This is a genomic window from Micromonospora sp. WMMD710, from assembly GCF_029626045.1.
Classification (GTDB): Bacteria; Actinomycetota; Actinomycetes; order Mycobacteriales; family Micromonosporaceae; genus Micromonospora.
Map to the genome: position 1 here is coordinate 5420043 of NZ_JARUBD010000001.1, position 26135 is coordinate 5446177.

The 26135-nt window shown below is 71.3% G+C and carries 22 protein-coding genes; 11 read left to right on the forward strand and 11 right to left on the reverse strand.

Features of this window, described 5'->3' with window-relative positions; translation table 11 throughout:
- Positions 1 to 184: 184 nt before the first annotated feature.
- Positions 185 to 2017, reverse strand: a complete 1833-nt coding sequence (dnaA, locus tag O7620_RS25095; RefSeq protein ID WP_278125503.1) for a chromosomal replication initiator protein DnaA — start codon at positions 2015 to 2017, stop codon at positions 185 to 187.
- Positions 2018 to 2660: 643 nt separating this feature from the next.
- On the opposite strand from dnaA, the gene rpmH reads away from it, so the two are divergent.
- From rpmH to O7620_RS25140, 9 genes are all read left to right on the forward strand, one after another.
- Entirely contained in the window at positions 2661 to 2798 is a 138-nt protein-coding gene (gene rpmH / locus O7620_RS25100) for a 50S ribosomal protein L34 (protein ID WP_007453904.1), read from the forward strand.
- 34 nt (positions 2799 to 2832) lie between these two features.
- Positions 2833 to 3249: a ribonuclease P protein component gene (gene rnpA / locus O7620_RS25105; RefSeq protein ID WP_278125504.1), complete on the forward strand. Its 417-nt coding sequence runs from the start codon at positions 2833 to 2835 to the stop codon at positions 3247 to 3249.
- The gene (gene yidD, locus O7620_RS25110; protein ID WP_278125505.1) at positions 3246 to 3533 is read left to right on the forward strand and encodes a membrane protein insertion efficiency factor YidD; all 288 of its coding nucleotides are present in this window, start codon (positions 3246 to 3248) and stop codon (positions 3531 to 3533) included. The genes rnpA and yidD overlap by 4 nt, the downstream gene beginning before the upstream one ends.
- A gap of 2 nt (positions 3534 to 3535) precedes the next feature.
- On the forward strand, positions 3536 to 4522 hold the full coding sequence (yidC, locus tag O7620_RS25115; RefSeq protein ID WP_151487731.1) for a membrane protein insertase YidC: 987 nt from the start codon (positions 3536 to 3538) through the stop codon (positions 4520 to 4522).
- Between the two features lie 212 nt (positions 4523 to 4734).
- Positions 4735 to 5343, forward strand: a complete 609-nt coding sequence (locus O7620_RS25120; protein WP_278125507.1) for a R3H domain-containing nucleic acid-binding protein — start codon at positions 4735 to 4737, stop codon at positions 5341 to 5343.
- 4 nt (positions 5344 to 5347) lie between these two features.
- Complete coding sequence (gene rsmG, locus O7620_RS25125) at positions 5348 to 6196, forward strand: 16S rRNA (guanine(527)-N(7))-methyltransferase RsmG (RefSeq protein ID WP_278125508.1); 849 nt, start codon at positions 5348 to 5350, stop codon at positions 6194 to 6196.
- 258 nt (positions 6197 to 6454) lie between these two features.
- A complete protein-coding gene (locus O7620_RS25130; protein ID WP_151487689.1) occupies positions 6455 to 7774 on the forward strand; it encodes an AAA family ATPase in 1320 nt (439 codons plus the stop codon).
- A gap of 27 nt (positions 7775 to 7801) precedes the next feature.
- Positions 7802 to 8818, forward strand: a complete 1017-nt coding sequence (locus O7620_RS25135) for a ParB/RepB/Spo0J family partition protein (RefSeq protein WP_278125510.1) — start codon at positions 7802 to 7804, stop codon at positions 8816 to 8818.
- A 1441-nt stretch (positions 8819 to 10259) separates the two neighbouring features.
- Positions 10260 to 11186 carry a hypothetical protein gene (locus O7620_RS25140; protein WP_278127139.1) on the forward strand — a complete coding sequence of 309 codons (927 nt, stop codon included), beginning with the start codon at positions 10260 to 10262 and terminating at the stop codon, positions 11184 to 11186.
- 80 nt (positions 11187 to 11266) lie between these two features.
- On the opposite strand, the gene O7620_RS25145 is transcribed toward O7620_RS25140, so the two are convergent.
- Together O7620_RS25145 and O7620_RS25150 are read right to left on the reverse strand one after the other, a co-directional pair.
- Positions 11267 to 12271, reverse strand: a complete 1005-nt coding sequence (locus O7620_RS25145; RefSeq protein WP_278125511.1) for a D-alanine--D-alanine ligase — start codon at positions 12269 to 12271, stop codon at positions 11267 to 11269.
- Positions 12272 to 12278: 7 nt separating this feature from the next.
- The gene (locus O7620_RS25150; RefSeq protein ID WP_151487685.1) at positions 12279 to 13592 is read right to left on the reverse strand and encodes a PLP-dependent aminotransferase family protein; all 1314 of its coding nucleotides are present in this window, start codon (positions 13590 to 13592) and stop codon (positions 12279 to 12281) included.
- A gap of 285 nt (positions 13593 to 13877) precedes the next feature.
- Here O7620_RS25150 and O7620_RS25155 point away from each other — a divergent pair, with 285 nt between their 5' ends.
- Positions 13878 to 14543 (forward strand): GNAT family N-acetyltransferase, encoded by a 666-nt coding sequence (locus O7620_RS25155; RefSeq protein ID WP_151487684.1) that lies wholly within the window; start codon positions 13878 to 13880, stop codon positions 14541 to 14543.
- Positions 14544 to 14561: 18 nt separating this feature from the next.
- On the opposite strand, the gene O7620_RS25160 is transcribed toward O7620_RS25155, so the two are convergent.
- The 7 genes from O7620_RS25160 to murJ all read right to left on the reverse strand — a co-directional run bounded on the left by O7620_RS25160 (position 14562) and on the right by murJ (position 22937).
- Positions 14562 to 15728 carry an N-acetylmuramoyl-L-alanine amidase gene (locus tag O7620_RS25160; RefSeq protein WP_151487683.1) on the reverse strand — a complete coding sequence of 389 codons (1167 nt, stop codon included), beginning with the start codon at positions 15726 to 15728 and terminating at the stop codon, positions 14562 to 14564.
- A 173-nt stretch (positions 15729 to 15901) separates the two neighbouring features.
- The gene (trxA, locus tag O7620_RS25165) at positions 15902 to 16225 is read right to left on the reverse strand and encodes a thioredoxin (RefSeq protein ID WP_053651673.1); all 324 of its coding nucleotides are present in this window, start codon (positions 16223 to 16225) and stop codon (positions 15902 to 15904) included.
- 31 nt (positions 16226 to 16256) lie between these two features.
- Positions 16257 to 17207 (reverse strand): thioredoxin-disulfide reductase, encoded by a 951-nt coding sequence (gene trxB, locus O7620_RS25170; RefSeq protein WP_151487682.1) that lies wholly within the window; start codon positions 17205 to 17207, stop codon positions 16257 to 16259.
- A 180-nt stretch (positions 17208 to 17387) separates the two neighbouring features.
- On the reverse strand, positions 17388 to 18395 hold the full coding sequence (locus O7620_RS25175) for a hypothetical protein (protein ID WP_278125514.1): 1008 nt from the start codon (positions 18393 to 18395) through the stop codon (positions 17388 to 17390).
- Positions 18392 to 19087: an RNA polymerase sigma factor SigM gene (gene sigM / locus O7620_RS25180; protein WP_151487680.1), complete on the reverse strand. Its 696-nt coding sequence runs from the start codon at positions 19085 to 19087 to the stop codon at positions 18392 to 18394. Before sigM ends, O7620_RS25175 begins: the two co-directional genes overlap by 4 nt.
- Positions 19088 to 19130: 43 nt before the next feature.
- Positions 19131 to 20738 carry a protein kinase family protein gene (locus tag O7620_RS25185; protein ID WP_278125515.1) on the reverse strand — a complete coding sequence of 536 codons (1608 nt, stop codon included), beginning with the start codon at positions 20736 to 20738 and terminating at the stop codon, positions 19131 to 19133.
- Between the two features lie 441 nt (positions 20739 to 21179).
- Positions 21180 to 22937, reverse strand: coding sequence for a murein biosynthesis integral membrane protein MurJ (gene murJ, locus O7620_RS25190; protein WP_278125516.1), 1758 nt, complete (start codon positions 22935 to 22937; stop codon positions 21180 to 21182).
- Between the two features lie 121 nt (positions 22938 to 23058).
- Here murJ and O7620_RS25195 point away from each other — a divergent pair, with 121 nt between their 5' ends.
- Complete coding sequence (locus O7620_RS25195) at positions 23059 to 24519, forward strand: CCA tRNA nucleotidyltransferase (protein ID WP_151487677.1); 1461 nt, start codon at positions 23059 to 23061, stop codon at positions 24517 to 24519.
- 76 nt (positions 24520 to 24595) lie between these two features.
- Here O7620_RS25195 and O7620_RS25200 read toward each other — a convergent pair whose 3' ends face one another.
- On the reverse strand, positions 24596 to 26131 hold the full coding sequence (locus tag O7620_RS25200; RefSeq protein ID WP_151487676.1) for an SPFH domain-containing protein: 1536 nt from the start codon (positions 26129 to 26131) through the stop codon (positions 24596 to 24598).
- Between the last annotated feature and the right edge of the window lie 4 nt (positions 26132 to 26135).

Genomic DNA, 26135 nt, shown 5'->3' on the forward strand with positions numbered 1-26135 from the left:
GTGGACAACGAGCTGTGGACAACGAGTGGCAATCGAGGCGGACACGGCCTCGATGCTGTGGTCTGCACCATGTCGAGGGTCAAGCGGACGGCCGCTGGAAGAGGAAAAAAAGAACGCCCGGCCGGAGATCCGGCCGGGCGTGTCCGTCCCGGGCAGCGTGCCGCCGAGGCGGCCGGCGTACCCCTCAGGTGTTCTGCTTGATCCGGTTGGTCAGCTCGGCGATCTGGTTGTAGAGCGAACGCCGCTCCGCCATCTGCTGTCGGATCTTGCGGTCGGCGTGCATGACCGTGGTGTGGTCCCGACCGCCGAACGCCTGCCCGATCCGCGGCAACGACAGCTCGGTCAGCTCCCGACACAGATACATGGCCACCTGCCGGGCGTTGACCAACACCCGGGAGCGGGACTGGCCACGCAGGTCCTCCAGGCTCACCCCGAAGTAGTCGGCGGTCGACGCCATGATCTGGTCGGCGTTGATCTCCGGGCCGGCGCCGTCGGGCATGAAGTCCCGCAGCACCTCCTCGGCCAGCGACAGCTCGACGGTCGACCGGGTGAGGCTGGCGAACGCGGTCACCCGGATCAGCGCGCCCTCCAGCTCCCGGATCGAGTTCGACACCCGGGAGGCGATGAACTCCAGCACGTCCGGCGGGGCGTACATCCGCTCCTGCGCCGCCTTCTTCTGCAGGATCGCGATCCGCGTCTCCAGGTCCGGCGGCTGGATGTCGGCCAGCAGCCCCCACTCGAACCGGGTTCGCATCCGGTCCTCAAGGGTGGCGAGCTGGCGCGGCGACCGGTCGGACGTGATCACGATCTGCTTGTTGGCGTTGTGCAGGGTGTTGAAGGTGTGGAAGAACTCCTCCTGCGTGCGCTCGCGGTTCTCCAGGAACTGGATGTCGTCGATCAGCAGGATGTCGACGTCGCGGTAGCGCCGCTGGAACGCACTCGTCTTGTCGTCCCGGAGCGAGTTGATGAAGTCGTTGGTGAACTCCTCGGTCGAGACGTACCGGACCGAGCGGGCGTTCCCGAGCGTCGTGGCGTAGTGCCCGATGGCGTGCAGCAGGTGGGTCTTGCCCAGCCCGGAGTGCCCGTAGATGAACAGCGGGTTGTACGCCTTCGCCGGTGACTCCGCCACCGCCACGCTCGCCGCGTGCGCGAACCGGTTGGACGAGCCGATGACGAACGTCTCGAACATGTACTTCGGGTTGAGCCGGTTACCGCCGGTGTCCGCACCGGGCAGCCGCCGGTCGTCACGACCCCCCGCACGGTGGTCCACCCCGCTGCGACCCGGCCCGCTGTCCGTCCCGCTGTCCCGAGGCAGCGCGCGGATCACGTGCTGGTCCCGCGGCGTCGCCGCCTCTTCGCGGTAGCGGGGCTCGTACGGCCTGGTGTCCGGGCCGGGCGGGTCCAGGCGGGCGGCCTGCTCGTCGTAGCCGCGCCGGTCCGGCCCCGGACGGGGCGATCGCAGCGGCTCCACGAACGACGACGCGCTGAAGAGTGCCTCCTGCCCGTCACGGCTGGTCGGGATCAGCCCCGACCGGTGCCCGTCGGCCGTCGGCGCGAGGGGCGGACCGGCGGGTGCCGGCGGGGCGCCGGACTCCGAGGCGTACGACCCGCGCTGCTGGTCGGGGATGAGCTGGTCGTTCAGCGGTCGACCAGGGTGCTCGTCGTCGAGCGGTCCGGCGGGCGGACCGTCGACGTCGATCGACCCCGGCTCCGGGGTGCTGCGGTAGACGGTGCCGGCCGGGCGGCCACTGGCGTCCTCGGCCACCCGCACGGTGACCGCCACCTGGATCGGTCGGCCGAGCCGGCGGGTCAGCGCCTCGGTGATGGCCGGGCGCAGCCGCGACTCGATCACGTCCCGCGTGAACGCGTCCGGAACGGAGAGCAGCGCGGTGTCCTCGACGATGGCCCGTAGCCGGGTCAGTCGGAGGTAGGCGCGCTGCTGGGCGGAGATGATCTCGTCGGCGAGCTCGTCGGTCGCCGCCAACCACACCGCGGCAAGGTCGGTCGTACCGGCCACCGTCGTGCCACCCCCTCGCCTCTGCTCCCGGCCGCCGCTGTCTGCCAGCCGGCCGTCCCGGGCCCGCCGCGTTCGCGGGGTGGAACATCACCCACCCGGACGGTCGACCGGTGGTCGTCCACAGGTTATCCACAACCTGTGTGCAGACCGATGGTGGCCGCCCGCCGGACCCGGGTGGGACCTGCCCCCTGCCTGAACGGGCGCTGAGCGGGTTCACCGTGCCGAACGATTCACTGCCTTGTCCGGTCTTGCCTGTGCGACGACCGGAGCTTGCCGACGCTCACCGCAATCGGGCACGGTAACAGCGTTGTCCCTGCGCCATCAACCGGCGGCGCGGAGGCGCCCTTGTCGGCATCAGCGAAAAGCGCCCCTTCGGTCCCGGGCGAGTCCCCTGCCCCGGCCCCGTTGTCCGCCGTTGCGGGGTGTTTGACGGTCATTGCCCCCCTGCGTAGGCTGGAGCGGCTGCTCTCTCGCCCTCTGCTAGGGTGATGGGTGCTTGCTGTCCGCGGTCGCATCCCCGCATCGCCGAGGTCCCGCTCCGCCGGGCAGCACCGATCGGTGGCCACCGTCGAGGTGGCCTGGACCACCCCACGACCCCGGCGATCCCGTCGCGCGGGGCGCGTACGAAAACGGAGAGCCTGACGTGAGCAAGCGCACCTACCAGCCGAACAACCGCCGGCGCGCGAAGACCCACGGCTTCCGGCTGCGCATGCGCACCCGTGCCGGCCGTGCCATCCTCTCGAGCCGTCGCGCCAAGGGTCGCACCACCCTGTCGGCCTGAGCCGACCGGGCCGGTCCGGGGAACGTGGGCAGTCGTGCTGGCCGCCGCACAGCGACTGCGGCGCAGCACTGACTTCGCCGCAGCGGTCCGCGGTGGCCGACGCGCCGGACGAGGCGCCGTCGTCGTCCACCTGACCGTGCCGGCGACCACCGACCCCAGCACAGTGACCTCGCCGGAGCCGGCGCGGGACGCTGGCGTGGAGCAGTCCTCCGCGTCGACCCGCGCCGGCTTCGTCGTGTCCAAGGCCGTCGGCAACGCGGTGGTCCGCAACCGGGTGCGGCGTCGGCTGCGGGCGTTGACCCGAGAGCGGCTGGCCGCACTCCCGGCCGGCAGCACCCTCGTCGTGCGGGCGCTGCCTGCGGCGGCCGAGGCGTCGTACCCCCGGCTCGCCGCCGACCTGGACGCCGCCATCGCGGTCGCGCGTTCGCCCCGAGAGCGGCGGTCCCGATGAGCGGTGACCCGGGCACGGTGCCAACCGGTGCGGCCAGGGTGCTGATCGCACCCATCATCGCGTACCGTCGGTGGATAAGTCCGGCACTGCCGGCCCGCTGTCGGTTCTACCCGTCGTGCAGTGCGTACGCCCAGGAGGCCGTCGTCCGCCACGGCGCGATCCGGGGAGCCGCTCTCGCGGTCCGGCGGCTGCTGCGCTGCCACCCCTTTCACCCTGGTGGACATGACCCGGTGCCGGAGCCGGGCGGCCGCCGTCGTGCTGATGTGACTGGAGCCCCGAATTGAGTCTGAGTCTCGACTGGATCTACTACGCGATTTCGTGGATCCTGCTGACCTGGCACTCGGCGTGGGACGCCATCGGGGTGCCCGTCGGCGCGGTGATCGGCACCAACTTCGCCTGGATCCTGTCCATCATCTTCCTGGTGGTCACCGTCCGGGTGATCCTGTTCCCGGTCTTCGTCAAGCAGATCAAGTCGCAGCGGGCGATGCAGGCGCTCCAGCCCAAGGTCAAGGAGCTGCAGGAGAAGCACAAGGGTGACCGGGAGACGCTCCAGAAGGAGATGATGGAGCTCTACCGGAAGGAAAAGGCCAACCCGCTGATGGGCTGCCTTCCGATGTTCCTCCAGATCCCGGTCTTCCTCGGCCTCTTCCACGTGCTGCGCCGGCTCGACCCGGACAAGCAGAACAAGACCCTGTACGGCTGGACCGTCGACCAGTTCCAGAGCGCCTCGCAGGCGAAGCTCTTCACCGCCCCGATCGCCGGCAAGTTCGGCTCCACGGCCGACGAGCTGGCCAGCCTCGGCGCCAACGGCACCACCGTCAAGATTATTGCTGGTGTCCTCGTCCTGGTGATGATCGCGACCACCTACCTAACCAGCCGTCAGATGATCCTCAAGACCGGTTGGGCCGAGGACCCGCAGCAGCGGATGATCCAGCGACTGATGCTCTACGGCATCCCCGCGTCGCTGCTGATCTCCGGTGCGATCTTCCCGATCGGCGTGATCATCTACTGGGTCACCAACAACCTCTTCACGCTGGGCCAGCAGCAGTGGGTGCTCCGCAAGTTCCCGCCGCCGGTGACCGCCAAGAAGGCCACCGCCCCGGCCGCCAGCCGCAACCCGGTCCAGCCCGCCAAGTCCGCCGGTCTGTTCGGGCGTTCCAAGGCCGCCCCGCCGGCGCCGGTGAAGGCCACCGCGCCCAAGGTGGCGGGCCCGAAGCCGGGTGCCAAGCCCACCAACCCGAAGAAGAGCCGCCCCGCCAAGCGGCAGGGCTGACTCGTCCGGGCCGTCGTCGGGCAACCGGCGGCGGCCCGTTCCGCACCGCGCAGCCGCCGTACGGTCGGCGCCGGACGGAACCGACCGCGCTTGACGCGGCCACGGGCGACACTGCCCGTACAGACGTGCCCGCGGGCACCGGCGACCTCCAGCCGGCCCCGGGAAACCAGTCGGACCCGACGGTCCGGCCGAGCGAGTACGGAGATGAGACCGTGACCGAGACCAGCATCCCCCGCGCCGAGCAGTCCCTGGACGAGGAGGAGACCGCACCGCTCGCGGTGGACGACGACACCGACGACGACGCCGAGACCGACGACACCGAGACCACCGCCGGCGGCCGGGCGAAGAAGGCCACGGGCGAGGGCGACCTGTTCCGGCAGAGCGAGATCGCAGCCGACTACGTCGAGGGGCTCCTCGACATCCTCGACTACGACGGTGACATCGACGAGTTGGTGGCCGGCGGCCGCCCGGTGGTCGAGGTGGTCGGCGCGCGCCTGCAGAACCTGGTGGGTCAGCGCGGGGCCACCCTGGAGGCACTCCAGGAGCTGACCCGGCTCGCCGTCTTCCGGCAGACCGGGACTCCGAGCCGCCTGCTGCTCGACGTCGGCGGCTACCGGGCGAACCGCCGCAAGGAACTGGCCGCGGTCGCCAAGAACGCCGTCGAGAAGGTCAAGGAGTACGGCGAGCCGGTCCGGCTGGAGCCGATGTCCGCGTTCGAGCGCAAGTGCGTGCACGACGTGGTGAACGCCATGTCCGGCGTGGAGAGCGAGTCCGAGGGTGTCGAGCCGAACCGGCGCATCGTCGTACGGCCGGCGGACTGATCGGGTGACACACGACGACGCCACGGCCGACGCCGTGACCGGCCCGGGCGGCACGCCGCCCGGGCCGTCCGCTGTCCGGCCCGGCGACACCGACACCGCCCCGGCACAGGACGACCACATCCCCTCGCCGGGCGACGCGGCACTGCCACCCGACCTCGCGCCCGCCGCGCTCACCCTCTTCGGTGACCGGCTCGACCTGGCTGCCGCGTACGCCGAACTGCTGGCCACCGACGGCGTGGTCCGCGGCCTGATCGGCCCCCGCGAGGCGCCCCGGATCTGGGACCGGCACCTGCTCAACTGCGCCGCGGTCGCCGAGCGGATCCCGACCGCGGCGACCGTGCTCGACGTCGGCTCCGGCGCCGGCCTGCCCGGCCTGGTCCTGGCCATCGCGCGCCCCGACCTGACGGTCACGCTGATCGAACCGCTCGCGCGACGGACGTCGTTCCTCATCGAGGTCGTCGAGCGGCTCGGCCTGACCAGATCGGTACGGGTGTTCCGGGGTCGGGCCGACGAGGCCGCCAGTGGGTCGAGCGGACGGGATCCGATCAGCGGCGACGTCGTGACCTCCCGCGCGGTCGCACCACTGGACCGCCTGGCGACCTGGAGCCTGCCACTGGCGGTGCGCGGCGGCCGGCTCCTGGCCCTCAAGGGATCATCCGCCGCCGCGGAGATCGAGGAGCACGCCGATGTGGTGGCGCGGGTCGGCGGAGGGGAGCCCACCGTGCACCTCTGCGGTGTCGGAGTCATCGACCCGCCCACGACCGTCGTGGAGATCGTGCGCGAGCGGATGGTCGGCCCGGCCCGCCCCACCGCCAGCAAGCGGACCCGGGGCGGACGGGCCCGCCGCCGCTGACCCTGTGCGCCATCGGGCGTCCGGCCGACGGGTTGCCTCGTTGTACCGGTACGGATGGAACGAGGGTATGAGAACCCGACGTGGACCGGCCACGCCCGTCCGCCGTAGGCTGACCGCGCGTCGATAGTGTGGAGCGGGCGACGGACGTCGTAGGTCTCCGACCGCTCCCGAGGGGCCGTACGCTGCGGGGTGCGAGCGCGGGTGCGGCCAAGTTGACCGGGGCGCGGACCGACCATCCGAAGCGGGCAGGGATGACAGGTGCATGACGACGGCAGGTACGACGATCCACGCGTGACCGGGTCAACCAGCGACCCTGTTTCACGTGAAACCGACTACCCGAGCTGGTCGCCCGGCGAGCCCGGGCCGTCGCCCCGACCAGCGGACAGCGATCCGCTGGTGTCGAGCGACGATCCGGCGGGCCAGCCGGTCGGACCGGAGAGCCCGGATCCGATGACTACTCGACGGGCGTCCGAAGGGCTCACCCGACCGGTCAACGCCGTCGACGTGCGGCAGACGGTCGGACGGCGGAACACCGCAGCGGCGGTGCGTTTCGAGCCGGCGGTCCCGCACCAACCCACCGCGGCGGTCGCTCGGGACGCCGCGCCGGTGGTCGCCGACGCGCCGGTCGGGTCGGCCGAGTCGCTGGCGGCCATGGCGGCCGATCCCACGTACGTTTCACGTGAAACCCCGACGCGCGAAGAGGATGACCCACCGTTGGCTATGGAGGCGATGCGCGCCGTGCAGATCCTGAATCCCAGTGGCGAGGTGACCATGCCTCGGCCGGACCGGACCCGGGTCATGTGCGTCGCCAACCAGAAGGGCGGCGTGGGCAAGACCACGACCACGGTCAACCTTGCGGTGGCACTCGCCCTGCACGGCAACCGGGTGCTCGTCGTCGACCTCGACCCGCAGGGCAACGCCTCCACCGGGCTCAACGTCCCGCACCACACCGGCATCCCGGACGTCTACGACTGCCTTATCAACAGCGTGCCGCTGTCCGAGGTCGCGCAGGCGGTCGAGGGCATCCCCAACCTGTGGTGCGTACCGGCGACGATCGACCTCGCCGGCGCGGAGATCGAGCTGGTGTCCGTCGTGGCTCGCGAATCGCGTCTGGATCGGGCCATCGCCGCCTATCCGGGCCAGTTCGACTACGTCTTCATCGACTGCCCGCCCTCGCTCGGCCTGCTCACGGTCAACGCCCTGGTCGCCGCGCAGGAGGTGCTGATCCCCATCCAGTGCGAGTACTACGCCCTGGAGGGGCTCAACCAGCTGATCAACAACATCAACCTGGTACGCCAGCACCTCAACCCGAAGCTCGACGTCTCCACGATCCTGTTGACGATGTACGACCGCCGTACCCGGTTGGCGGACGCGGTCGAGCAGGACGTCCGGAACCACTTCGGCGACAAGGTCCTCCAGGCGGTCATCCCCCGCAACGTCCGGGTCTCCGAGGCACCCAGCTACGGCCAGTCGGTGATGACCTACGATCCCGGATCGCGGGGAGCCACGAGTTATTTCGAGGCCGCCCAGGAGATCGCCGAGCGGGGCGTCAAGGAGCCGGTGGGCCGGAATGCGTAGTGCGGAAGAGTCGCTGGGAGGCGTGGCATGAAGAACCGTCCTCGGGGCGGTCTGGGTCGGGGCCTGGGGGCGCTCATCCCGACCGGGCCGGTGAACGGCGTCGGTACCGCGACGGCCGAGCCGGAGAACGGGCTCGTCGATGACGAGGGCGCCGCCCTCGAACCGACACCGGCGACAGTCCCTACCGCGCCGCCGGCGGAGACCGAACTGGCGCTGAGCCCGGTGCCCGGCGCCCGGTTCGCCGAGATCCCGGTCGACGCGATCGTGCCCAACCCGAAGCAGCCCCGCCAGGTCTTCGACGAGGAGGCGCTGGAGGAGCTGAAGACCTCGATCCAGGAGGTCGGCTTCCTCCAGCCGATCGTCGTCCGGCAGCTCGACGACGAGAAGTACGAACTGGTGATGGGCGAGCGGCGCTGGCGTGCCGCCCAGGCCGTGGGGCGGGAGAACATTCCCGCGATCGTCCGGGACACCCGCGACGACGCCATGCTCCGCGACGCGTTGCTGGAGAACATCCATCGGGCCAACCTGAACCCCTTGGAGGAGGCCGCCGCCTACCAGCAGCTGCTGGAGGAGTTCGGTGCCACCCACGAGGAACTCGCCCGACGGATCGGCCGGAGCCGTCCGCAGATCTCCAACACCATCCGACTGCTGAACCTGCCGGCGCAGGTGCAGCGGCGGGTCGCCGCCGGCATCCTCTCGGCGGGTCACGCCCGTGCCCTCCTGAGCCTCGACGAGTCCGACGCGCAGGAGCAGTTGGCGCTGCGGATCGTGGCCGAGGGTCTCTCGGTCCGTGCGACCGAGGAGATCGTGGCCCTGACGCTGAACGACGGTCCGGCGAAGGGGCAGGCGGCGAAGCGTCGTCCGAAGCCGCACGCGCCCGCCCTCTCCGATCTCGCCGACCGGCTGTCCGACCGGTTCGACACCCGGGTGAAGGTCGACATCGGCCGGAGCAAGGGCAAGATCACGATCGAGTTCGCCACGGTCGACGACCTTGAGCGGATCGTCGGCATCATCGGAGTACAGCAGGAGGAGAGCGGCGACTGACCTCTCTCCCCGTCGCTCGCGGCCGCGCTCCCTCGGGGCGCGGCCGTTCTGCGTCTGACGCTGCGGTCCCGCTCCCTCGCGGCGCGGCCCGTCCTGCGTCTGACGCTGCGATCCCGCTCCATCGGGGGGCGCGGCCGTTCTGCGTCTGACGCTGTGGTCCCCGTTTCACGTGAAACGGCGACCGGAGTTGAGTGGTCGACTCGTGGACACCGCTCTCCACCGCTGGACTCGCGCGGGTACCCGACACGGCGGCCGCGACGCTCCGCCGCGCTCGTTTCACGTGAAACCGAGCGCCCGCCCGGCACCCGCCGGATGCGGACGTCCGAGGATCACCATGGGAGGGTCGCGCAGCCCGCTCAGTAGCCTCCTACCGGCCTGTAGGTCGGCGAGGGGGTCCGTCATGTCTGATCACGTCCATCCCCGACGTCCTCGTCGCTCTGCGCGCTGTTGTGTGTGTGTCCGCGCCGCAGATACGCCGCGCCTGGCTTCGACCGAACCACCTTCGCCGGCTCGCCTCCCCCCGCCGATCGGGCATGACTCGGGCACGCCGGGCATGACTCGGGCGCCCGGCCGTGCCGGGACTGCCTCGGGCGGGCTGCGACTGCCTCGGGCGGGCCGGGCGCACCCGAGGCACTGCCTCGGGCATGCCCGGAACTGCCTCAGGCGTGCCGGGCCTACCTCGGGCGTGCACGCCTCAGTCCGCCGACCCACCATCTCCGAGAATCGGGTGTGCGGGGTCCGACCTGCCGCGAGAGACGTGCCCGCCGACGGCGAACCCCGTGCCAAACTACTGCGCCGCCCGCGTGCCGGGATGGCTTACCCGGCCATCGCGCGGGAGGCCGTCCGGGACCGTCGGCCCGGTGTCCGAGGCTGTCGAGGTGTAGTGCCGGCCGGCGCACCCGAGCCGCTCCGCGCGGCCGTCCGCACGCGTCTCGACAACACGGATCCGGGCGGTCCGCACGCAACGAACGAGAGCCCGAAAAGTTATCCACACCGGTTGTCCACAGGCACCCCCCGTTTCACGTGAAACAGCGCGTGAAAGCGGGTGCCAGCCTGTGGATGACGGCCTGTGTTGGGGATCTCGGCAGCCTGTGGATATCCCCTCGACCGGGCGGCGTCGACCCGGGAACCGATCGACGGTGAACGTTGACCTGGTCGGTCGGGAGCGATCAATCGGGTAGGGACAGCGGTGCCAGACTCGGTTAGGGTCAGCGTCGTGCACGACACCCCTCCCTCAGTCCCGGACTTCACCCAGTGGCCCTCGTTCCCCTTCGAGGGTGACCTGCGTGTGAAGCAGCTCGACGACCCGGTCCCGGTCGAACCGCCACGCAAGGGCGAGGGCCTCCGGGAATGCACCGCCTGCAACGCACCAGACGACGCCTACATCTGGGTCGGGGAGCGTTGGCGAGTACGCGCCATGGACCGGCCCACCGGCCTGCCCATGGTGCTCATCCTCGAATCGCGGACCCACCTCGACCTGGGCGACCTACCGAACCTGCTCGCCGCCGAACTGGGCGTGATGACCGTCCGTCTGGAGCGGGCCATCCGCTCACTCGACGGTGTCGCCCGGGTGCACGTCAACCGGTGGGGTGACGGCTCCGCGCACCTGCACATGTGGTTCCTGGCCCGGCCGTACGGCCGACTTCAGTTGCGCGGCACGTTCCTGTCCCTGTGGGACTCGATCCTGCCGCCGATCTCCGAAGCCCAGTGGCGGGAAAATCTGGCGCTCGTCGCCGCGTGGCTCGCGGAGTTCGGTGGCCGGCCGCTCGCCGAGCCGCCCCGCATCCAGTGGCAGGCGCCGTCCAGCCTGCTGGCCCAGTCCGCCGCGGCCCACGCCGCCGCCGAGGCGGAAGCCGTGTCGGTGATCGAGGCGGCCGAGGAGATCCCGGAGCCCGCGTCCGACATCACTATCGGGACCGACGGCGAGGGCGACGACGACGCGGTCACCGATGCTGTCCCCGCGACCGTGGGCGCCGCCCACGCCGGGCGCGGATCGTCGACCGTGAACAGCACCACCGTCCGCGCCGAATCGGAGGCGTCCTTGTCCACCGGCAGCGAGTCGGCGGAGGGTGTCGCCGGTTCCCCGCCGGACACCGACCCCGCCACCGGTACACCAGCCAACGTCGGCGACAGCACCGCCCGACGTGCCAACGCCGAAGGCACGGCCACCGACCGCGCAGGCACGGCCACCGGACGGGCCAACCCCGAAGGCACGGTCACCGCACGTGCCGACGACGACGCCGATCCGGAGAACGGCGGCACCTCGGGCTCGGCCAGCCCCGACCGTGGCACCCGCACGGCAAGGACTGTCGACACCCCGGCCGGCAGCGGGCGTGAGGCACCGGAGGACGCGTCGTCCGGTCGTTGACCGATGAGGTTGGCGGTGGCACCGGACGTGCGGCCGCCAACCTCGAAGTCGGCAGACGGCGCCGGGTCGCGCCGTGAGGATCAGGACGTGGCGAGGCGGGCGGCGGCCCGCGTGACCAGAGAGCCGATGAGCCGGCCGAAATCCAGGCCCGCCGCCTGCACGGCGAGCGGCAGCAGCGACGTCTCGGTCATGCCGGGTGAGACGTTGACCTCCAGGACGTGCGGTTGACCCGCGGCGTCCACGATCACGTCGACCCGGGACAGGTCCCGTAGGCCGAGAGCGGTGTGCGCGGCGAGCGCCACGTCCGCGACCGTGGCGGCCACGTCCGGGTCCAACCGGGCCGGGGCGTGCCACGTGGTCCGCCCGGCCGTGTAGCGGGCGGCGTAGTCGTACACGCCGTTGCGGGGCACGATCTCCACCGGCGGCAGCGCCTGCGGGCCGTCGCCGAGGTCGATTACGGAGACCGCCACGTCCATGCCGGGCACGTACCGCTCCACGAGCGCCGTCGAGTGGTATGCGAAGCAGCCCACCATCGCGGCGGGCAGCGACGCGGCGTCCCGGACCACCGCACCGCCCAGCCCCGACCCGCCCTGTGCCGGCTTGACCATCAGGGGCAGGCCGAGACGGTCGGCGATCCGGTCCAGGACGGCCACCGCGCCAAGCTCGGAGAAGCGGTCGTGCGGGAGGGCCACCCAGTCGGGGGTGGGGATGCCGGCCTCGCGGAGCACCGCCTTGGCCGACGGCTTGTCCCAGGCGAGCCGGGAGGCGCGGGCGTCGCAGCCGACGTACGGGACGTCGCACAGATCCAACACACCGCGCAGCGAGCCGTCCTCGCCGGTCGCGCCGTGCAGTGCGATCACCACGGCGTCCGGCGGGTCGGCGGTGAGGGCTGGCAGCAGTGCGACATCGGCGTCCCGCAGTTCCGCCTCGACACCGACGGCACGCAGCGCGTCGAGCACCCGGCGGCCCGAGCGCAGCGACACGTCCCGCTCGTAGGAGAGCCCGCCGGCGAGGACCAGCACACGCAGGTCGGCCGAGACGGCGGGATCGGTCACGAGGAGGCGCTCGGCAGCTGTCGTACCCATGCCGGCATCATGCCAAGTCAGGACCTGGCACGTCGGAGCCGGCCTGGCCGCGCCGACCCGCGGCGCCGCCCACGGCACCGAAGACGCGGCGCATCGCGATCTCCTGCTCCATGACGCCGGCCAGCCGGCGGACGCCCTCGCGGATCCGCTCCGGCGGCGGGAAGCTGAAGTTCAGTCGCATGGTGCTCGTGCCGGTGCCGTCCGCGTAGAAGCCGGTGCCGGGCACGTAGGCGACCCGGGCGGCGACCGCGCGCGGCATCATCGCCTTCGAGTCGAGCCCGTCGGGCAGGGTGGCCCAGACGAAGAGGCCGCCGGCCGGTGTCGTCCAGCTGGTGCCCTCGGGCATCAGGTCCGCCATCGCGTCGAGCAGCGCGTCGCGCCGCTCCCGGTAGACCTCGCGGTAGACCTTGAGCTGCTGCCGCCACGGCATCGTGCCGAGGTAGGTGGCCACCGCCGCCTGGGCGTAGCCGCTGGGGCAGAGGATCTGCGCCTCGCTGGCGATGACCAGCTTGTCGCGGACCGCGTGCGGCGCCAGGATCCAGCCCACCCGCAGACCCGGTGCGAAGGTCTTGGAGAAGGTGCTCAGGTAGAACACCCCGTCGCGGCGGCGGGCGCGCAACGGTGCCGGCGCCTCACCCTCGAACCCCAGTTGGCCGTACGGGTCGTCCTCGACGACGAGCAGACCGGCGCGCTCGCAGATGTCGAGCACCCGTTCGCGGCGCTCCTCGCTGAGGGTCACGCCGGTCGGGTTCTGGTAGGTGGGGATCGTGTAGAGGAACTTCACCCGACGGCCCGCGCGCGCCAGGTCGGCGATGGCCGTCTCCAGCGCCTCCGGGATCAGCCCGTCGGCATCCATGGGCACGTGCACGACCTGGGCCTGGGCAGCCTGGAACACTCCGAGCGCGCCGACGTAGGTGGGCCCCTCGGCGAGCACCACGTCACCCGGGTCGAGGAAGAGTCGGGCCACCAGGTCCAGTGCCTGCTGCCCGCCGACGGTGACCACCACGTCCTCCGGGGAGGCGCCGCATCCGGCGTCGATCCCGGAGAGCGCCATCACCTCGCAGATCCGCTCGCGCAGCTCCAGGGTGCCCTGGCCGATGCCGTACTGAAGGGTGGTGACGCCGTGCTCGGAGCCGAGCCGGCCGAGCATCTCGCCGACCGCGTCGAGCGGCAGGGCGGCGATGTACGGTGCCCCGCCGGCGAGTGAGACGACCTCCGGCCTGCTGGCCACCGCGAAGAGTGCTCGGATCTCCGATGCGGTCATCCCGCGTACCCGCCGGGCGTACCGGTCGGTGTAGTCGTCGAGTGTCGTGCCGGTCATGACCTCACCTCGATCACTGCTCGGGTGGCTCCCGTCCGGGTACCCCGCACGCGGGCGACCATGGCGGTCGGGACACCGATTGTCGATCCTAGTCGCCTCTGGCCAGGGTGCTGGCCCTCCGTGACGGATCGTCCACATCCCGGACCATCCCTCGGTGCGGTGGCGATCTGCGCGTCCCCTCCCGTACCGCCGATCGGCGGCGTACGATCGCTCGTCGGGGACAGGAAGGCGGCGCTGTCGTTGCGTGCCGGCCTCACCACCGAGCCTATTGTGGGGATGCGCCATATGTCGCGACGTCTGGTCAGCCTGACCCTCGACACGCTTGAGGATCTTCCTCGCCCCTGCCGGCAGTGCGTCTACTGGGAGCTTGATCCGGTCTCCGCCGACCGGGCCTGCGCCGCCGGTGACCCGGGTCTGGAGAAGGAGGCGTGGGTCTCCCAGACCCTGCTGGAGTGGGGTTCCTGCGGCAAGCTCGCGTACGTCGACGGCATGCCGGCGGGTTTCGTGATGTACGCCCCGCCGGCCTACGTGCCCCGCTCGATGGCCTTCCCGACGTCGCCGGTCTCCGCCGACGCGGCGCTGCTGATGACGGCGAACGTGGTGGCCGCCTTCGCCGGTGGTGGGTTGGGCCGGATGCTGGTACAGGGCGTCGCACGGGACCTGACCAAGCGGGGGATCAAGGCGATCGAGGCGTTCGGTGACGCGAAGTTCGGCGACGCGGACGACCCTGCGGGTGGCTGCGTCGCGCCGGCCGACTTCTTCCTCTCCGTCGGGTTCAAGACCGTCCGTCCGCATCCTCGGTTTCCCCGGCTGCGACTTGAACTGCGGACCGCGTTGAGCTGGAAATCCGACGTCGAGTACGCGTTGGAGAAGCTGCTCGGCTCGATGAGCCCGGAAACCCTGCTCCGTCCGGTCCGTCCCGCTCCTGCGACCCGTGCCACCGGCGGCTGACCGACGCCTCGCGGCGGATCAGGTGACCACCGTGGCGGCGGTCACCACCGCACGCAGTTCGCTGACGTCGAGCGAGCCGGTCGGCACGTCCCGCTCGATCGGGTAGTACATCCGCTGCACCGCGGCCACGATCGCCTCGACCACCCGGTCGCGGAACCGGGGGTCGACCAGCCGGGCGCGGTCGGTCGGCGAGGTGAGGTAGCCGACCTCGACGCGTACGGCCGGCATCCGCGTCAACCGCAGCAGGTCCCACGCCTTGGCGTGCGTACGGCAGTCCCGTAGCCCGGTCCGCGCGACGATCTCCCGCTGCACCAGCCCGGCCAACCGTTCGCCGGTCGCCGAGGTCACGCCGTTGTCGGTGCCGTAGTGGTAGGTCGCCACCCCCTCCGCGTCCGGGTTGGCGTGCCCGTCGAGGTGCAGCGAGATGAACACGTCGGCGCCGAGCGAATTGGCCAGCAGCGCCCGGTCGGTGTCCGGCAGGCAGCTGTCGGGCGACGGACCCCGGGTCAGCTGCACCCGCACCCCAGCCGCGGCGAGCCGCCCCTCCAGCCGGCTGGCCAGGTCGTGCACCAGGTCCGCCTCCGTCCAGCGCAGCGGCCCGTCCGGCACCACCATGCCCGGGTCGGTGCCGCCGTGCCCGGGGTCGATGACGACGGTCTTGCCGACCAGCGCCGGCCCGGACTGCCGGATGGCGTCGGATTCGCGGAGCCACTGGGGGCGGCCACCGACGACCTTGCGGCCGATCCGACGCAGCGCGTTCATCGTGTGCGGCCCGCAGGACCCGTCGGGGGTGAGCCCGACCTCCCGCTGGAACTGGGCCACCGCACGGGAGGTCCGGATGCCGTAGATGGCGTCCGCGCGACCCACGTCGTACCCCATTTCCAGCAGTCGCTCCTGGAGCGACCGGACGTCCTCGCCGGTGAGCGGGTCGGGCACCGCGTGGTAGAGGGTGCGGGCGCCGAGCCGCCAGCGGGCGGCGTCCAGCGCACCCCAGGTTTCCGTTCCGACCCGGCCGTCGACGCTGAGCCCCCTGGACTGCTGGAACGCGCGGACGGCCCGTTCGGTGTCGAGGTCGAACTCGTCGGCGTCCGGACCGGCGGTGGACGCGAGCAGGTCGAGGCCGGTGAGGATGGTACGGATCTCCGTGACCGCTGGTCCCCGGTCACCGGGTCGGATCGGACGCACGCACGACCCCCTCTGCACGACGGTGGCTGGCCGGGCGGCGGCCTCGGCTTGAGGCTATGCGTTCTCCGGCGGTGAGGGGGCGCGGGCCGGGAAAAACGCCGCCGGCTCCGACCCGAAAAAGACCGAACCCCGCACCCCTTGACGGGTACGGGGTTCGGTGCTGTTTCTACTGGTCAGAGCGCCGATTCGATGAGTCGGACCAGCTCGCCCTTCGGCTTGGCACCGGCGATCGACTGCACCGGCTGGCCGTTCTTGAACACGGTGAGCGTCGGCACCGACATGACCCGGTAGGCGCGGGCGGTCTCCGGGTTCTCGTCGATGTTGAGCTTGACGATGCTGACCCGGTCGCCCATCTCGCCGGCGATCTCCTCAAGGAGCGGCGACACCTTGCGGCAGGGGCCGCACCACTCGGCCCAGAAGTCCACCAGAACCGGCTTGTCGGCCTGCAGCACGTCGGCGACGAAGCTCTTGTCCGTGACAGCCTTGGTATTTCCCACTTTGCCCCTCCTCCGGGATGTGTTTCCTGTTTCAGCTGAGCGTCGCGATGAACCGCTCGGCGTCGAGCGCGGCGGCACAGCCGGTGCCGGCCGCGGTGATCGCCTGGCGGTAGGTGTGGTCGACCACGTCGCCGGCGGCGAAGACACCGGGCACGTTGGTGCGGGTGCTCGGCGCCTGGACCTTCACGTAGCCCTCGTCGTCCAGCTCGACCTGGTCCCGGAACAGCTCACTGCGCGGGTCGTGACCGATGGCGACGAACACGCCGGTCACGTCCATCACCTTGGTCTCGCCGGTGTGCACGTTGCGAACCCGTACGCCGGTGACCTTGCCGTCGTCGCCGAGGATCTCCTCGACGGTGCTGTTCCACTCGACCTTGATCTTCTCGTTGCTCAGCGCCCGGTCGGCCATGATCTTGCTGGCCCGGAACGAGTCACGCCGGTGGATGATGGTGACCGTGTCGGCGAAACGGGTGAGGAAGGTGGCCTCCTCCATCGCCGAGTCACCGCCGCCGACAACCACGATGTGCTGGTTACGGAAGAAGAACCCGTCACAGGTGGCGCACGCGGAAACACCGTGGCCCAGGTACTCCTGCTCGCCGGGCACGCCCAGCGGACGCCAGGCCGAACCGGTGGAGAGGATGATCGAACGGGCCCGGTACGCGGTCTCGCCGACCCAGACGGTGCTCACCGCGCCGGAACCGGCGTCGCCGGTGTCCACCAGCTCGACCCGGGTCACGTCGTCGGTGAGGAACTCGGCGCCGAACCGCTCGGCCTGCTTGCGCATGTTGTCCATCAGCTCGGGGCCGAGGATGCCGTCGGCGAAGCCGGGGAAGTTTTCCACCTCGGTGGTGGTCATCAGCGCGCCACCGGACTGGACGCCCTCGATGATCAGCGGCTTCAGGTTGGCGCGTGCGGCGTAGACCGCCGCCGTGTAACCGGCCGGCCCGGAGCCGATGATGATCAGGTTGCGGACCTCGTCCACTGCCGTCTCCCGCGTTGTGTGTGTTCGGCGTTGGTGCGCACCGACGCCGATCCGAGTGCCGACGCCTGGAGGGTGCCGGCAGCTGACTTCCAGAACGTCATCGTACGAACCGGGGATTCCCGAGCCGGGCATCCGGTGGGTCAGGTCACGTAGAGGGTCATCACACCGGTGACCGTGGATTCACCCTACCCGCGTCGAATACCGCGTGTCCGAGGCGGACCCGGGGACGCCGCACTCCGGGCCGCTCACCCAGGCCCAGCGGGCCCCGGTCGAGTCGGTGAACCGGACGATCAACGCCTGCTCGCCCTGGAACTGCGCGTAGTCGATCACCTCGACCACCAGCGGTGCGGAACCGTGCTCCGCCGCGATGTCGGCCAGGCAGGCGGTCAGCGCGGTCTCGTCGGTCAGGCGGGCCAGCTGGTTGAGGCCGTCCGGCGCGGGTCGCCGGCCACCCTCGGCATCCACCTCGGGCTGCTCGGCGGGGGCGTCGCCGGAGGCGCCGGTGGGCGTGCGGCTGGGGATGTCGGTGGCCCGGTAGGGCACCGGTCCGCTCTGCGCGTCGCCGAGGGTCTGCGGGTCGTAGTTCGTACCGCTGCGTAGTGCCGGCCCGGTGGTGCGGACCGCTCCGGCCGCCGCCGCGCCCTCGGGCGCGCTGGCCGGCCGGTCCAGGGCGCTGGTGCCGGCGGAGTCCGAGGTGTCCGTCGAGAGCTGGTTGAGGCCCAGCGCGACCGTGATGACCGCGGCCGCCGCGAGGGCCACCGGTGCACCGCGCCGCGCCCAGCGGCGTCGGCGGCGACCCGGGCCGGTGGCTGCGGCGCGATCCGGCTCGGACGGTGCCGATCCGGCCGGCCGGCGGCCGGAGCCGACCTGGGACGGCACGACAACCGGGGTGTTCGTGGTGTCCGTGCCGGCCGAGGCCCCGTCCGGCGAATCGTGTGCGGCGGCCAGTGCCGCGGACAGCCGGTCGGCGATCTCCGACGGCATCTCCGGGGACGGGTCGGCCCAGGCGGCCAGGTCGGCGTGCACCTGCGTCAGCGCGCCGCTCAGCCGGGCGTGCGCCTCGGCCCACGCCGGGTCCTCGTCCACCAGCCGGGCGACCTCGGTCTGCTGTGGCGTGCCGTCCAGCGCCCCGCCGAGGTAGTCAGCGAGCAGGTCGTCGTCGACCTCCCGGAACCCCTCGGTCGTCACGTGTCCTCCTGGTTGGCGTCCCGCCGGTAACGGCCCGGCCCCGATCCGACGCCCTCTACCGGGCGGGGGTTCCCCGGGGTGACGTCCGGCACGTCCGCGATCGGGCCGGGCGGACCCGACCGGGTCGGGCGGAGATGCCCGAGCACCACCGCGAGCCGGGCGCGGCCCCGCGCGCAGCGGCTCTTCACCGTGCCCTCCGCGACGCCGAGGATGCGGGCCACCTCGGCGACGGGGTAGCCCTGCACGTCCACCAGCACCAGGGCGGCGCGTTGTTCGACGGGCAGGGTGGCGAGAGCGTCGCGGACCACCAGCGCGGTGTCATGGTCCTGCACCGGTGCGGCCGGCTCCACGCCCCTGGTGCCGGAGCCGTCCCCGGCCCGGTCGCCGTCGGGCAGCGGCACGGTCGGGTGTGCCTGGCGGCGCCGGATCCGGTCGAGGCAGGCGTTGACCACGATCCGATGCAGCCAGGTGGTGACAGCCGAGTCGCCGCGGAAGCGCCCGGCGGCCCGGTGCGCGGACAGCAGGGCGTCCTGGAGGGCGTCCGCCGCCTCCTCGCGGTCGCCGAGCGTCCGCAGGGCCACCGCCCACAGCCGGTCGCGGTGCCGGTGGAACAACTCGGCGAAGGCGTCCCGGTCGCCGTCGACGTGGGCGCGCAGCAGCTCCAGATCCGTTGCGGCGTCGCGCCCGTCCATCACCACGTCCTACGGATGTGGTGCCACGGCGGAGGTGCCGGGCTCACGACCCCTGGACCGTGATCTCCTGCACCCCCAGCTTGAAACCACCCTCGGCCGGGGGCAGCTCGGTGATCCAGAACAGCAGGTACCGGTATTTCGTGTCGGCGTCGAAGCCGTTGAACGTCATGGTGGTGCCGTCGTGGTCCTCGAACGGCTGGCCGATCGCGGTCTTGTAGCTCCCGACCAGCTGCTTGTCGCCGCTGGAGCTGGACGGCGGGTTGGTGGTGCCGGCGAGGAGCTGCGCGGACGCGCCAGTGGCCGAGAGCACCGCCTGGACCGACTTGACGTTGCGCGGCTGGCCCAGGTCGATCCAGACGCCCATGCCCTTCTTCAGGTTGCCGAAGTTGGGCCAGCCCCGATAGGTCTCGGTCTCCCAGCCCTTGTCATCGTCACCGTCGATGACCTTGTCGGCGCCGTCGACCTCGCTGCGGTCCTTGCTGTACGGGTCGATGATCCGCACGCTCTTCACGGTCAGCTTGTGCGCCGTGGCGGCGGCCGGAGTGGCGTCACCGGTCGGCGCGCTGGAGGTGGGCGTGGCGACCGGGTTGGCCTGCTGCTCCTTGTCGTCACCGCCGAGGGCGCTGATCCCGATCAGCAGACCGACCAGGGCGACCACCAACAGGCTGGCGATGCCCACGGCGACCTTGCGACCGCCGGCCGCGGCCAGCGGCGACGGCTCCTCCTCGGTGTCGGCGGCGAACCGCAGCGGGCCGCTGTTGTCGAGGTAGTGCTCATCCTCGGCCGGCACGTCCAGGCGGGCCAGCTCGGCAGCGAGCACGTCTGACGAGGGCGGGGCGATCTCGGCGTCGAGCAGATCCATGGTCAGGTCGTCCAGGTATGCGGGCACACCGGCCCGGACCTGGCGAGGTGCCGCGATGGCGCCGGCGGCGTCCCGGACAGCGTCCGGGATAGCGGCCCGGCCGTGGCCCGCGGTGGCACCGCGTAGTGGTGCCTCGGCGTGCGGCCAGTGACCGGTCAGGGCGAAGTAGAGGATGCCGCCGACCGCCCGGATGTCGTTCTCCTGGCTGTCGGCGCCGTCGGTGCGCGCGTCGGCCAGCACCACACGGCCCTCGTCGCTGATCATGACGGTGCCGGGGTGGACGTTGCCGTGCACCATCCCGGTGGCGTGCACCGCGGCGAGCGCGCTCGCGGCGGCGTTGCCGATCGCGGTGGCGCGTGCCGGGTCCAGGGGTCCCTCGGTCGCCAGGTCGCGCAGCGACTGCCCGTCCACCCACTCGCGGACCACGTACGCCCGCTCGGCCTCGTCGATCGCGTCGTAGACGCCGACCAGGTTGGGATGGATGACACGGCTCGCCGCGACGGCGGCCTGAAGCATCTCGGTGGCGGAGTCGCCACCCGGGTAGCGCAGCACGACCGCGACGGGACGGCGCAGGATGACGTCGACCCCGCGCCAGACCAGCCGACCCGCGCTGTCGTTGTTGATGTGCTCGACCAGCTCGTAACGCTCGGCGAGGATTTCACCGGCCGTGGGAGCACCGAAGGTCATGACCGGCGGAGCGCTCTCGTCCGCCTCCTGACCCTCGCCGACCTGGGTCACCCGTCCTCCCTCGGTGATCGTGTCGATCGATGGACCCGAACTGCTGGGCATGTGGCTTCCCGCTCTGCCGTCGAAGGAACCGGCCGACCGATGCCGACGCCCAGCGTCGGCGCCTGCCGTACCCGTCGAGAGCGACCTTACCCGGGTTGCCCGTCTCCCCGACATGTCATCTTCCCGCCGTACCCGGCGGGGTGCCGGGAGTCGGGGAAGTCGTCCGATTACTACCGTTGTCAGCCACGTTGCTGGCACATGTACTAGCTAATCTACGGCTTCATCGCAAGCGGCCGACGTCGGGGCCGACCCTGAATGGCACCTTCGCTCACCGGCATGTTCCCACCGATCGGGGGACCACGCTCATCCGTACGGTTGGTTATCCACAGGACGATCCGGTTGTTGACCGGCGAATCGCGGAGTTATCCACAGGTGCATCCCCAGGCTGGTGATCTGCGGTCACGTTCCGTCGTGGGCCACCGTGTGATCGGATGCTGGCGGTCAGTGACTCAAGCGGCGGCGGACCATACCGACCACCTCAGTGATCTCCCCGATCCGCAGCACCACGGCCAGGCCCAGGTACATCCCGCCGATCACCACGCCGCCGATCACGAGCTGGAGCACGGCCTGCATCCGGCTCGGCGTGTCGCCGCCGGGCAGCAGACTCACCACGAGCAGCCCGACCAGGGCGGCACCCAGCGCGGCGACCGCCACCCGTCCGAGCGTGCGCAGGATGGCACCCATCCCGATCCGGCCGACCCGGGGGCGCAGCAGCCAGGCCGAGGCGAATGCCGCAGCCAGGTAGGACACCGCGTTGCCGATCATCATTCCGGCCGCGGCGAAGTGGGCGGCGAAGGCGACGTAGAGCACCACCTGCACGCCGATCCGCAACGCCACCACCGGAATGTTGATCAGTGCCGGGGTGCGGGTGTCCGGCAGGGCGTAGAAGGCGAAGATGAAGAGTTGGCTGATCGCGAACGGCACCAGTGCCAGCGCGGCCAGCAGCAGCACCAGCGAGGTGTCGGCCGTGTTCTCGTCGGTGAACGCGCCGTAGCGGAACAGCGTCACCGACAGCGGGGTGGCCAGCACCGCGTAGCAGACCGCTATGGGGGCGAGCACCGCCGAGACGGTCCGGGTGCCCTGCGACAGGTCGTCGGCGACGTCGGTGTACCGGCCGTCGGCGGCGGCCGCGCTCATCCGGGGCATCAGCGCCGTGATGATCGAGACGGCGATGATGCCGTGCGCCATCATCAGCAGCAGGAACACGTTGTTGTAGATCAGTGGGCCGGCGGCGTTCTCCTTGCCGGCCCGGTTGAGCAGGTTGAACAGCACGATCAGGCCGACCTGGCTCACCGCGACGTAGCAGACCATCCAGCCACCGAGCCGGCCCAGCTCGCGCAGCCCCAGGGTGCGGAAATCGAACCGCAGCTTCCAGCGGAAGCCGACCTTGCGTAGTGCCGGCAGCAGCCCGGCGGCCTGGATGGCGACACCGAGCAGCGTGCCGCCACCGATCAACACGATCCGGCCGGTGGTCATCTCGTCGGGCCGGACGATCTCCGCGCCGAAAATCGCGATGTAGAGCCCGGCCGTGCCGATCACCACGATGTTGTTCAGGATCGGCGCCCACATCGGGGCGGCGAAGTGCCCCCGGGTGTTGAGCACCGCGCTGATCAACGCGCTGAGGCCGGTGAAGAAGATCATCGGCAACATCAGGTAGGACAGGGCCGTGACCAGATCCCGGAAGTTCTTCCCGGTGTCGTCGCCGGCGTAGAGCTTGGTCAGCAGGCCCGCCGACAGCAACGCCAGCAGGGTCGCCGCCCCCAGGGTCAGCACCGCGAGGGTCAACAACCGCTGGGCGTACGCCTGACCGCCGTCGCTGTCGCACTTTCGGCGGCGGACCAGCACCGGGATCAGGACACTGGTGAGGATGCCGCCGAGTAGGAACTCGTACACCATGCCGGGCAGGATCTGCGCCGTCGTGTACGCGTCGCCGACCAGCGCGCCACCCAGCGCGGCGGTCAACGCCAACGTACGCAGGAAGCCCGTGCCCCGGCTGACCAGGCTGCCGATCGCCATCACCGCGCTGTTGGTCGCCGCGCTCGCCTCGTCCACCTGCTCCTGCGGAGGGGCGGTCGACTCCATGGCCGGCTGGTTCAGCGGCTCGGCGGAGATGAAGGTGGTGCTGTCGGAGGGGCGGACCTCGGCTCCCGCACCGCCGTCCCGCAGGGCGTCCGCGCTGCGGTCGAGCCCGCCGCTCATCTCCAGCCTCCCAGAGGTACACGAGCCGGGCATCGACCCGAATGGGACAAATTATAGCCAATCGGTCGTTACGGTGTCCGGCGATCGCGATGCTGACCGGGCCCGATAAGCTGGCGATCCCATGTCCGAAGCCTCCGCTCCCCACGCCGCCGCCCGCCGCGATCTCACCGCCGCGCAGCGCAACGCCGTCGCCGAACTGCTCCGGGTCTCCCCGGTCGCCGACGAGCTGGGCCGTCGTTTCGTCCGTGCCGGTTACGAGCTGCACCTGGTGGGCGGTTCGGTCCGGGACGCGCTGCTCGGTCGGCTCGGCGACGACCTCGACTTCTGTACAAACGCTCACCCTGACGAGACGTTGCGGATCCTCAAGGGCTGGGCCGAGTCGATCTGGGATACCGGCCGCGAGTTCGGCACCATCGGCGCCCAGCGCGACGGCCTCCGGCTGGAGATCACCACCTTCCGGGCCGAGTCGTACGACCAGGTCAGCCGCAACCCGGTGGTGGTGTACGGCACCAGCCTCGACGAGGACCTGAAGCGGCGCGACTTCACGATCAACGCGATGGCGGTCAGCCTCCCCGATCACCGGTTCGCCGATCCGCACGGCGGGCTGGAGGACATCTCGGCCAAGCTGATCCGTACCCCCAGCACGCCGCGTGAGTCGTTCGGTGACGATCCGCTGCGGATGCTCCGGGCCGCGCGCTTCGCCGCCCAGCTCGGCTTCGTCGTCCACCTCGACGCGCACCGGGCGATGAGTGAGATGGCGGCGGACCTGGACCGGATCACCGCCGAGCGGATCCGTGACGAGTTCACCAAGCTGCTCTGCGGCGCCGACCCGATCACCGGCCTGCGGCTGCTGGTCGACACGGGGCTGGCCGAGCGGTTCCTACCGGAGCTCACCGGGCTGAAGCTGGAGATCGACGAGCACGCCCAGCACAAGGACGTCTATGAGCACACGCTGACGGTCGTCGAGAACGCGGTCTCCTTCGAGGAGGAGGGCTGCGACTTCATCCTGCGGATGGCGGCCCTCATGCACGACGTGGGCAAGCCGGCGACGAAAGCCGTCGGGTCCGACGGCCGGGTCAGCTTCCACCACCACGAGGTGGTGGGCGCCCGGCTGACCAAGGCCCGGATGAAGGCGATGCGCTACCCCAAGGAGATCACCGCGAAGGTGACCGCGCTGGTCGCGCTGCACCTGCGCTTCTACGGGTACGGGCGGGGCGAGTGGACCGACTCCGCGGTGCGCCGCTACGTCGCCGACGCGGGTGACCTGCTGCCCCGGCTGCACAAGCTGACCCGCTCGGACTGCACCACCCGCAACCGGCGTAAGGCGGCTCAGCTCGCCGCCGACTACGACGCGTTGGAGGACCGGATCGCCCGGATCGCGGCCGAGGAGGACCTGGCGCGGGTCCGCCCCGACCTGGACGGCAACGCGATCATGGAGCTGCTCGGCGTACCGCCGGGGCCGGTCGTCGGACGGGCCTGGAAGCACCTCAAGGAGCAGCGCCTCGAGCACGGCCCGCTGGACCGCGACGCCGCCGAGGCGGAGCTGCTGCGCTGGGCGCGCGCCGAGGGCCTGATCGAGTAGCCCGCCGAGGGCCTGATCGAGTACGCCGACGGGCGCCACCCCCGACCCCGGGAGCGGCGCCCGTCGGCGTACGGCGTCAGCGCGTCTCGACGGCCGTCCCGTCGACGGAGGCAACGCCCTTGCCGGTCGAGGTGCCGTTGCCACCGGGGGTGGACGCCGAGCCGAGCCGGGCGAGCAGACCGGCCAGGTCGATGCCGGTGAGGTCGCTGCCGAGCTGGAGCCCCTGGGCCACGTTGCCGGCCACCGACTTCGTCAGCGACGACGCGCCGTCGGTGGAGATGACGGTCATCTTGTCGATCGCCCCGATCGGGGCGCTGGCCGCTTCGACGACCTGCGGCAGCACCTTGACCAGCAGGTCCAGGACCGCCGCCTCGCCGTACGCGGCGAACGCCTCGGCCTTGCGCGCCATCGCGTCGGCCTCGGCCTCACCCTTGGCCAGGATGGCCGCCGCTTCGGCCTGACCCTCCCGCTCCACGGCCTCGGCGATGGCGGAGCGCCGCCGCTGCTCGGCCTCACCTTCCTTGGCGCCCTCGATGGCGTTGGCCTCGGCGAGCGCGGCCCGTCGCGCCCGCTCGCCCTCACCGGTGAGCCGGGCCTGCTCGGCGGAGGCCTGCGCGGCGGCGATCACGGCCTGGCGCTGCGCGTCGGCGTTCAGCACGGCCGCGTTGCGGGATGCCTCGGCCTCCTGCTCCACCTTGTACCGGGCCGCGTCGGCCGGCTTGCGCACCTCGGTGTCCAGTTGGCGCTGCTTGAGTTCGGCGTTGCGCTCGGCGACCTTCTGCTGCTCGGAGAGGATCGCCTGGTCCCGCTCCGCCTGGGCGAGTGGCCCGGCCGCGGCGGACTTTGCCTTCGCCGCGTCGATCTCCGCCTGGATGCCGGCCTGCTTGAGGGCCAGGTTCCGGTTCGCCTCGGCGATGGCCTCCTCGGCGAGCAGCCGCTCCTGCTCGGCCTGCTGCCGGGCCCGCGCCTCGGCGATCGCCGCGTCCTTGAGGACACGGGCGGCCTCCGGCCGGCCCAGGTCCTGCAGGTAGGAGCCCTCGGCGAGGATGTCCTGGAGTTGGAAGGTGTCCAGCACCAGACCCTGGTTGGTCATCGAGTGTTCGGCTTCCTCGGCGACCGCGCTGGCGAACGCCGCCCGGTCCCGGATGACCTCCTCGACGGTGAGCCGGCCGACGATCGAGCGCAGCGCGCCGGCCAGCACCTCCCGGGTGAAGTTGTCGATCTCGTCCTGCTGGTGCAGGAACCGCTGGGCGGCGGCCCGGATCGCGTCCTCGGTGCCGCCGACCTTGACGATCGCCACGCCGTGCAGGTCGGCGCGGATGCCCTGCTTGCTCACCGCGCCCCGGATGCCGACGTCGATCCGCCGGCTGGACAGGTCCAGAGACTGGAGTTTCTGCACCACCGGTAGCACGAACACCGAGGCGCCCAGCACGACCTTCTGTCCGGAGTTGTCGGTGGATCGGGCGCCGTCGGCGGTCTGCGTGGTGCGGCCCTTGCGGCCGGTGACGATGAACGCCTCGTTCGGCCCGGCCACCTTGATCCGGGAGAGCACGAACAACACCAGGATGAGTACGAGGAGGACCGCGCCGCCGATGGCGATCAGCAGGGGCATGGAT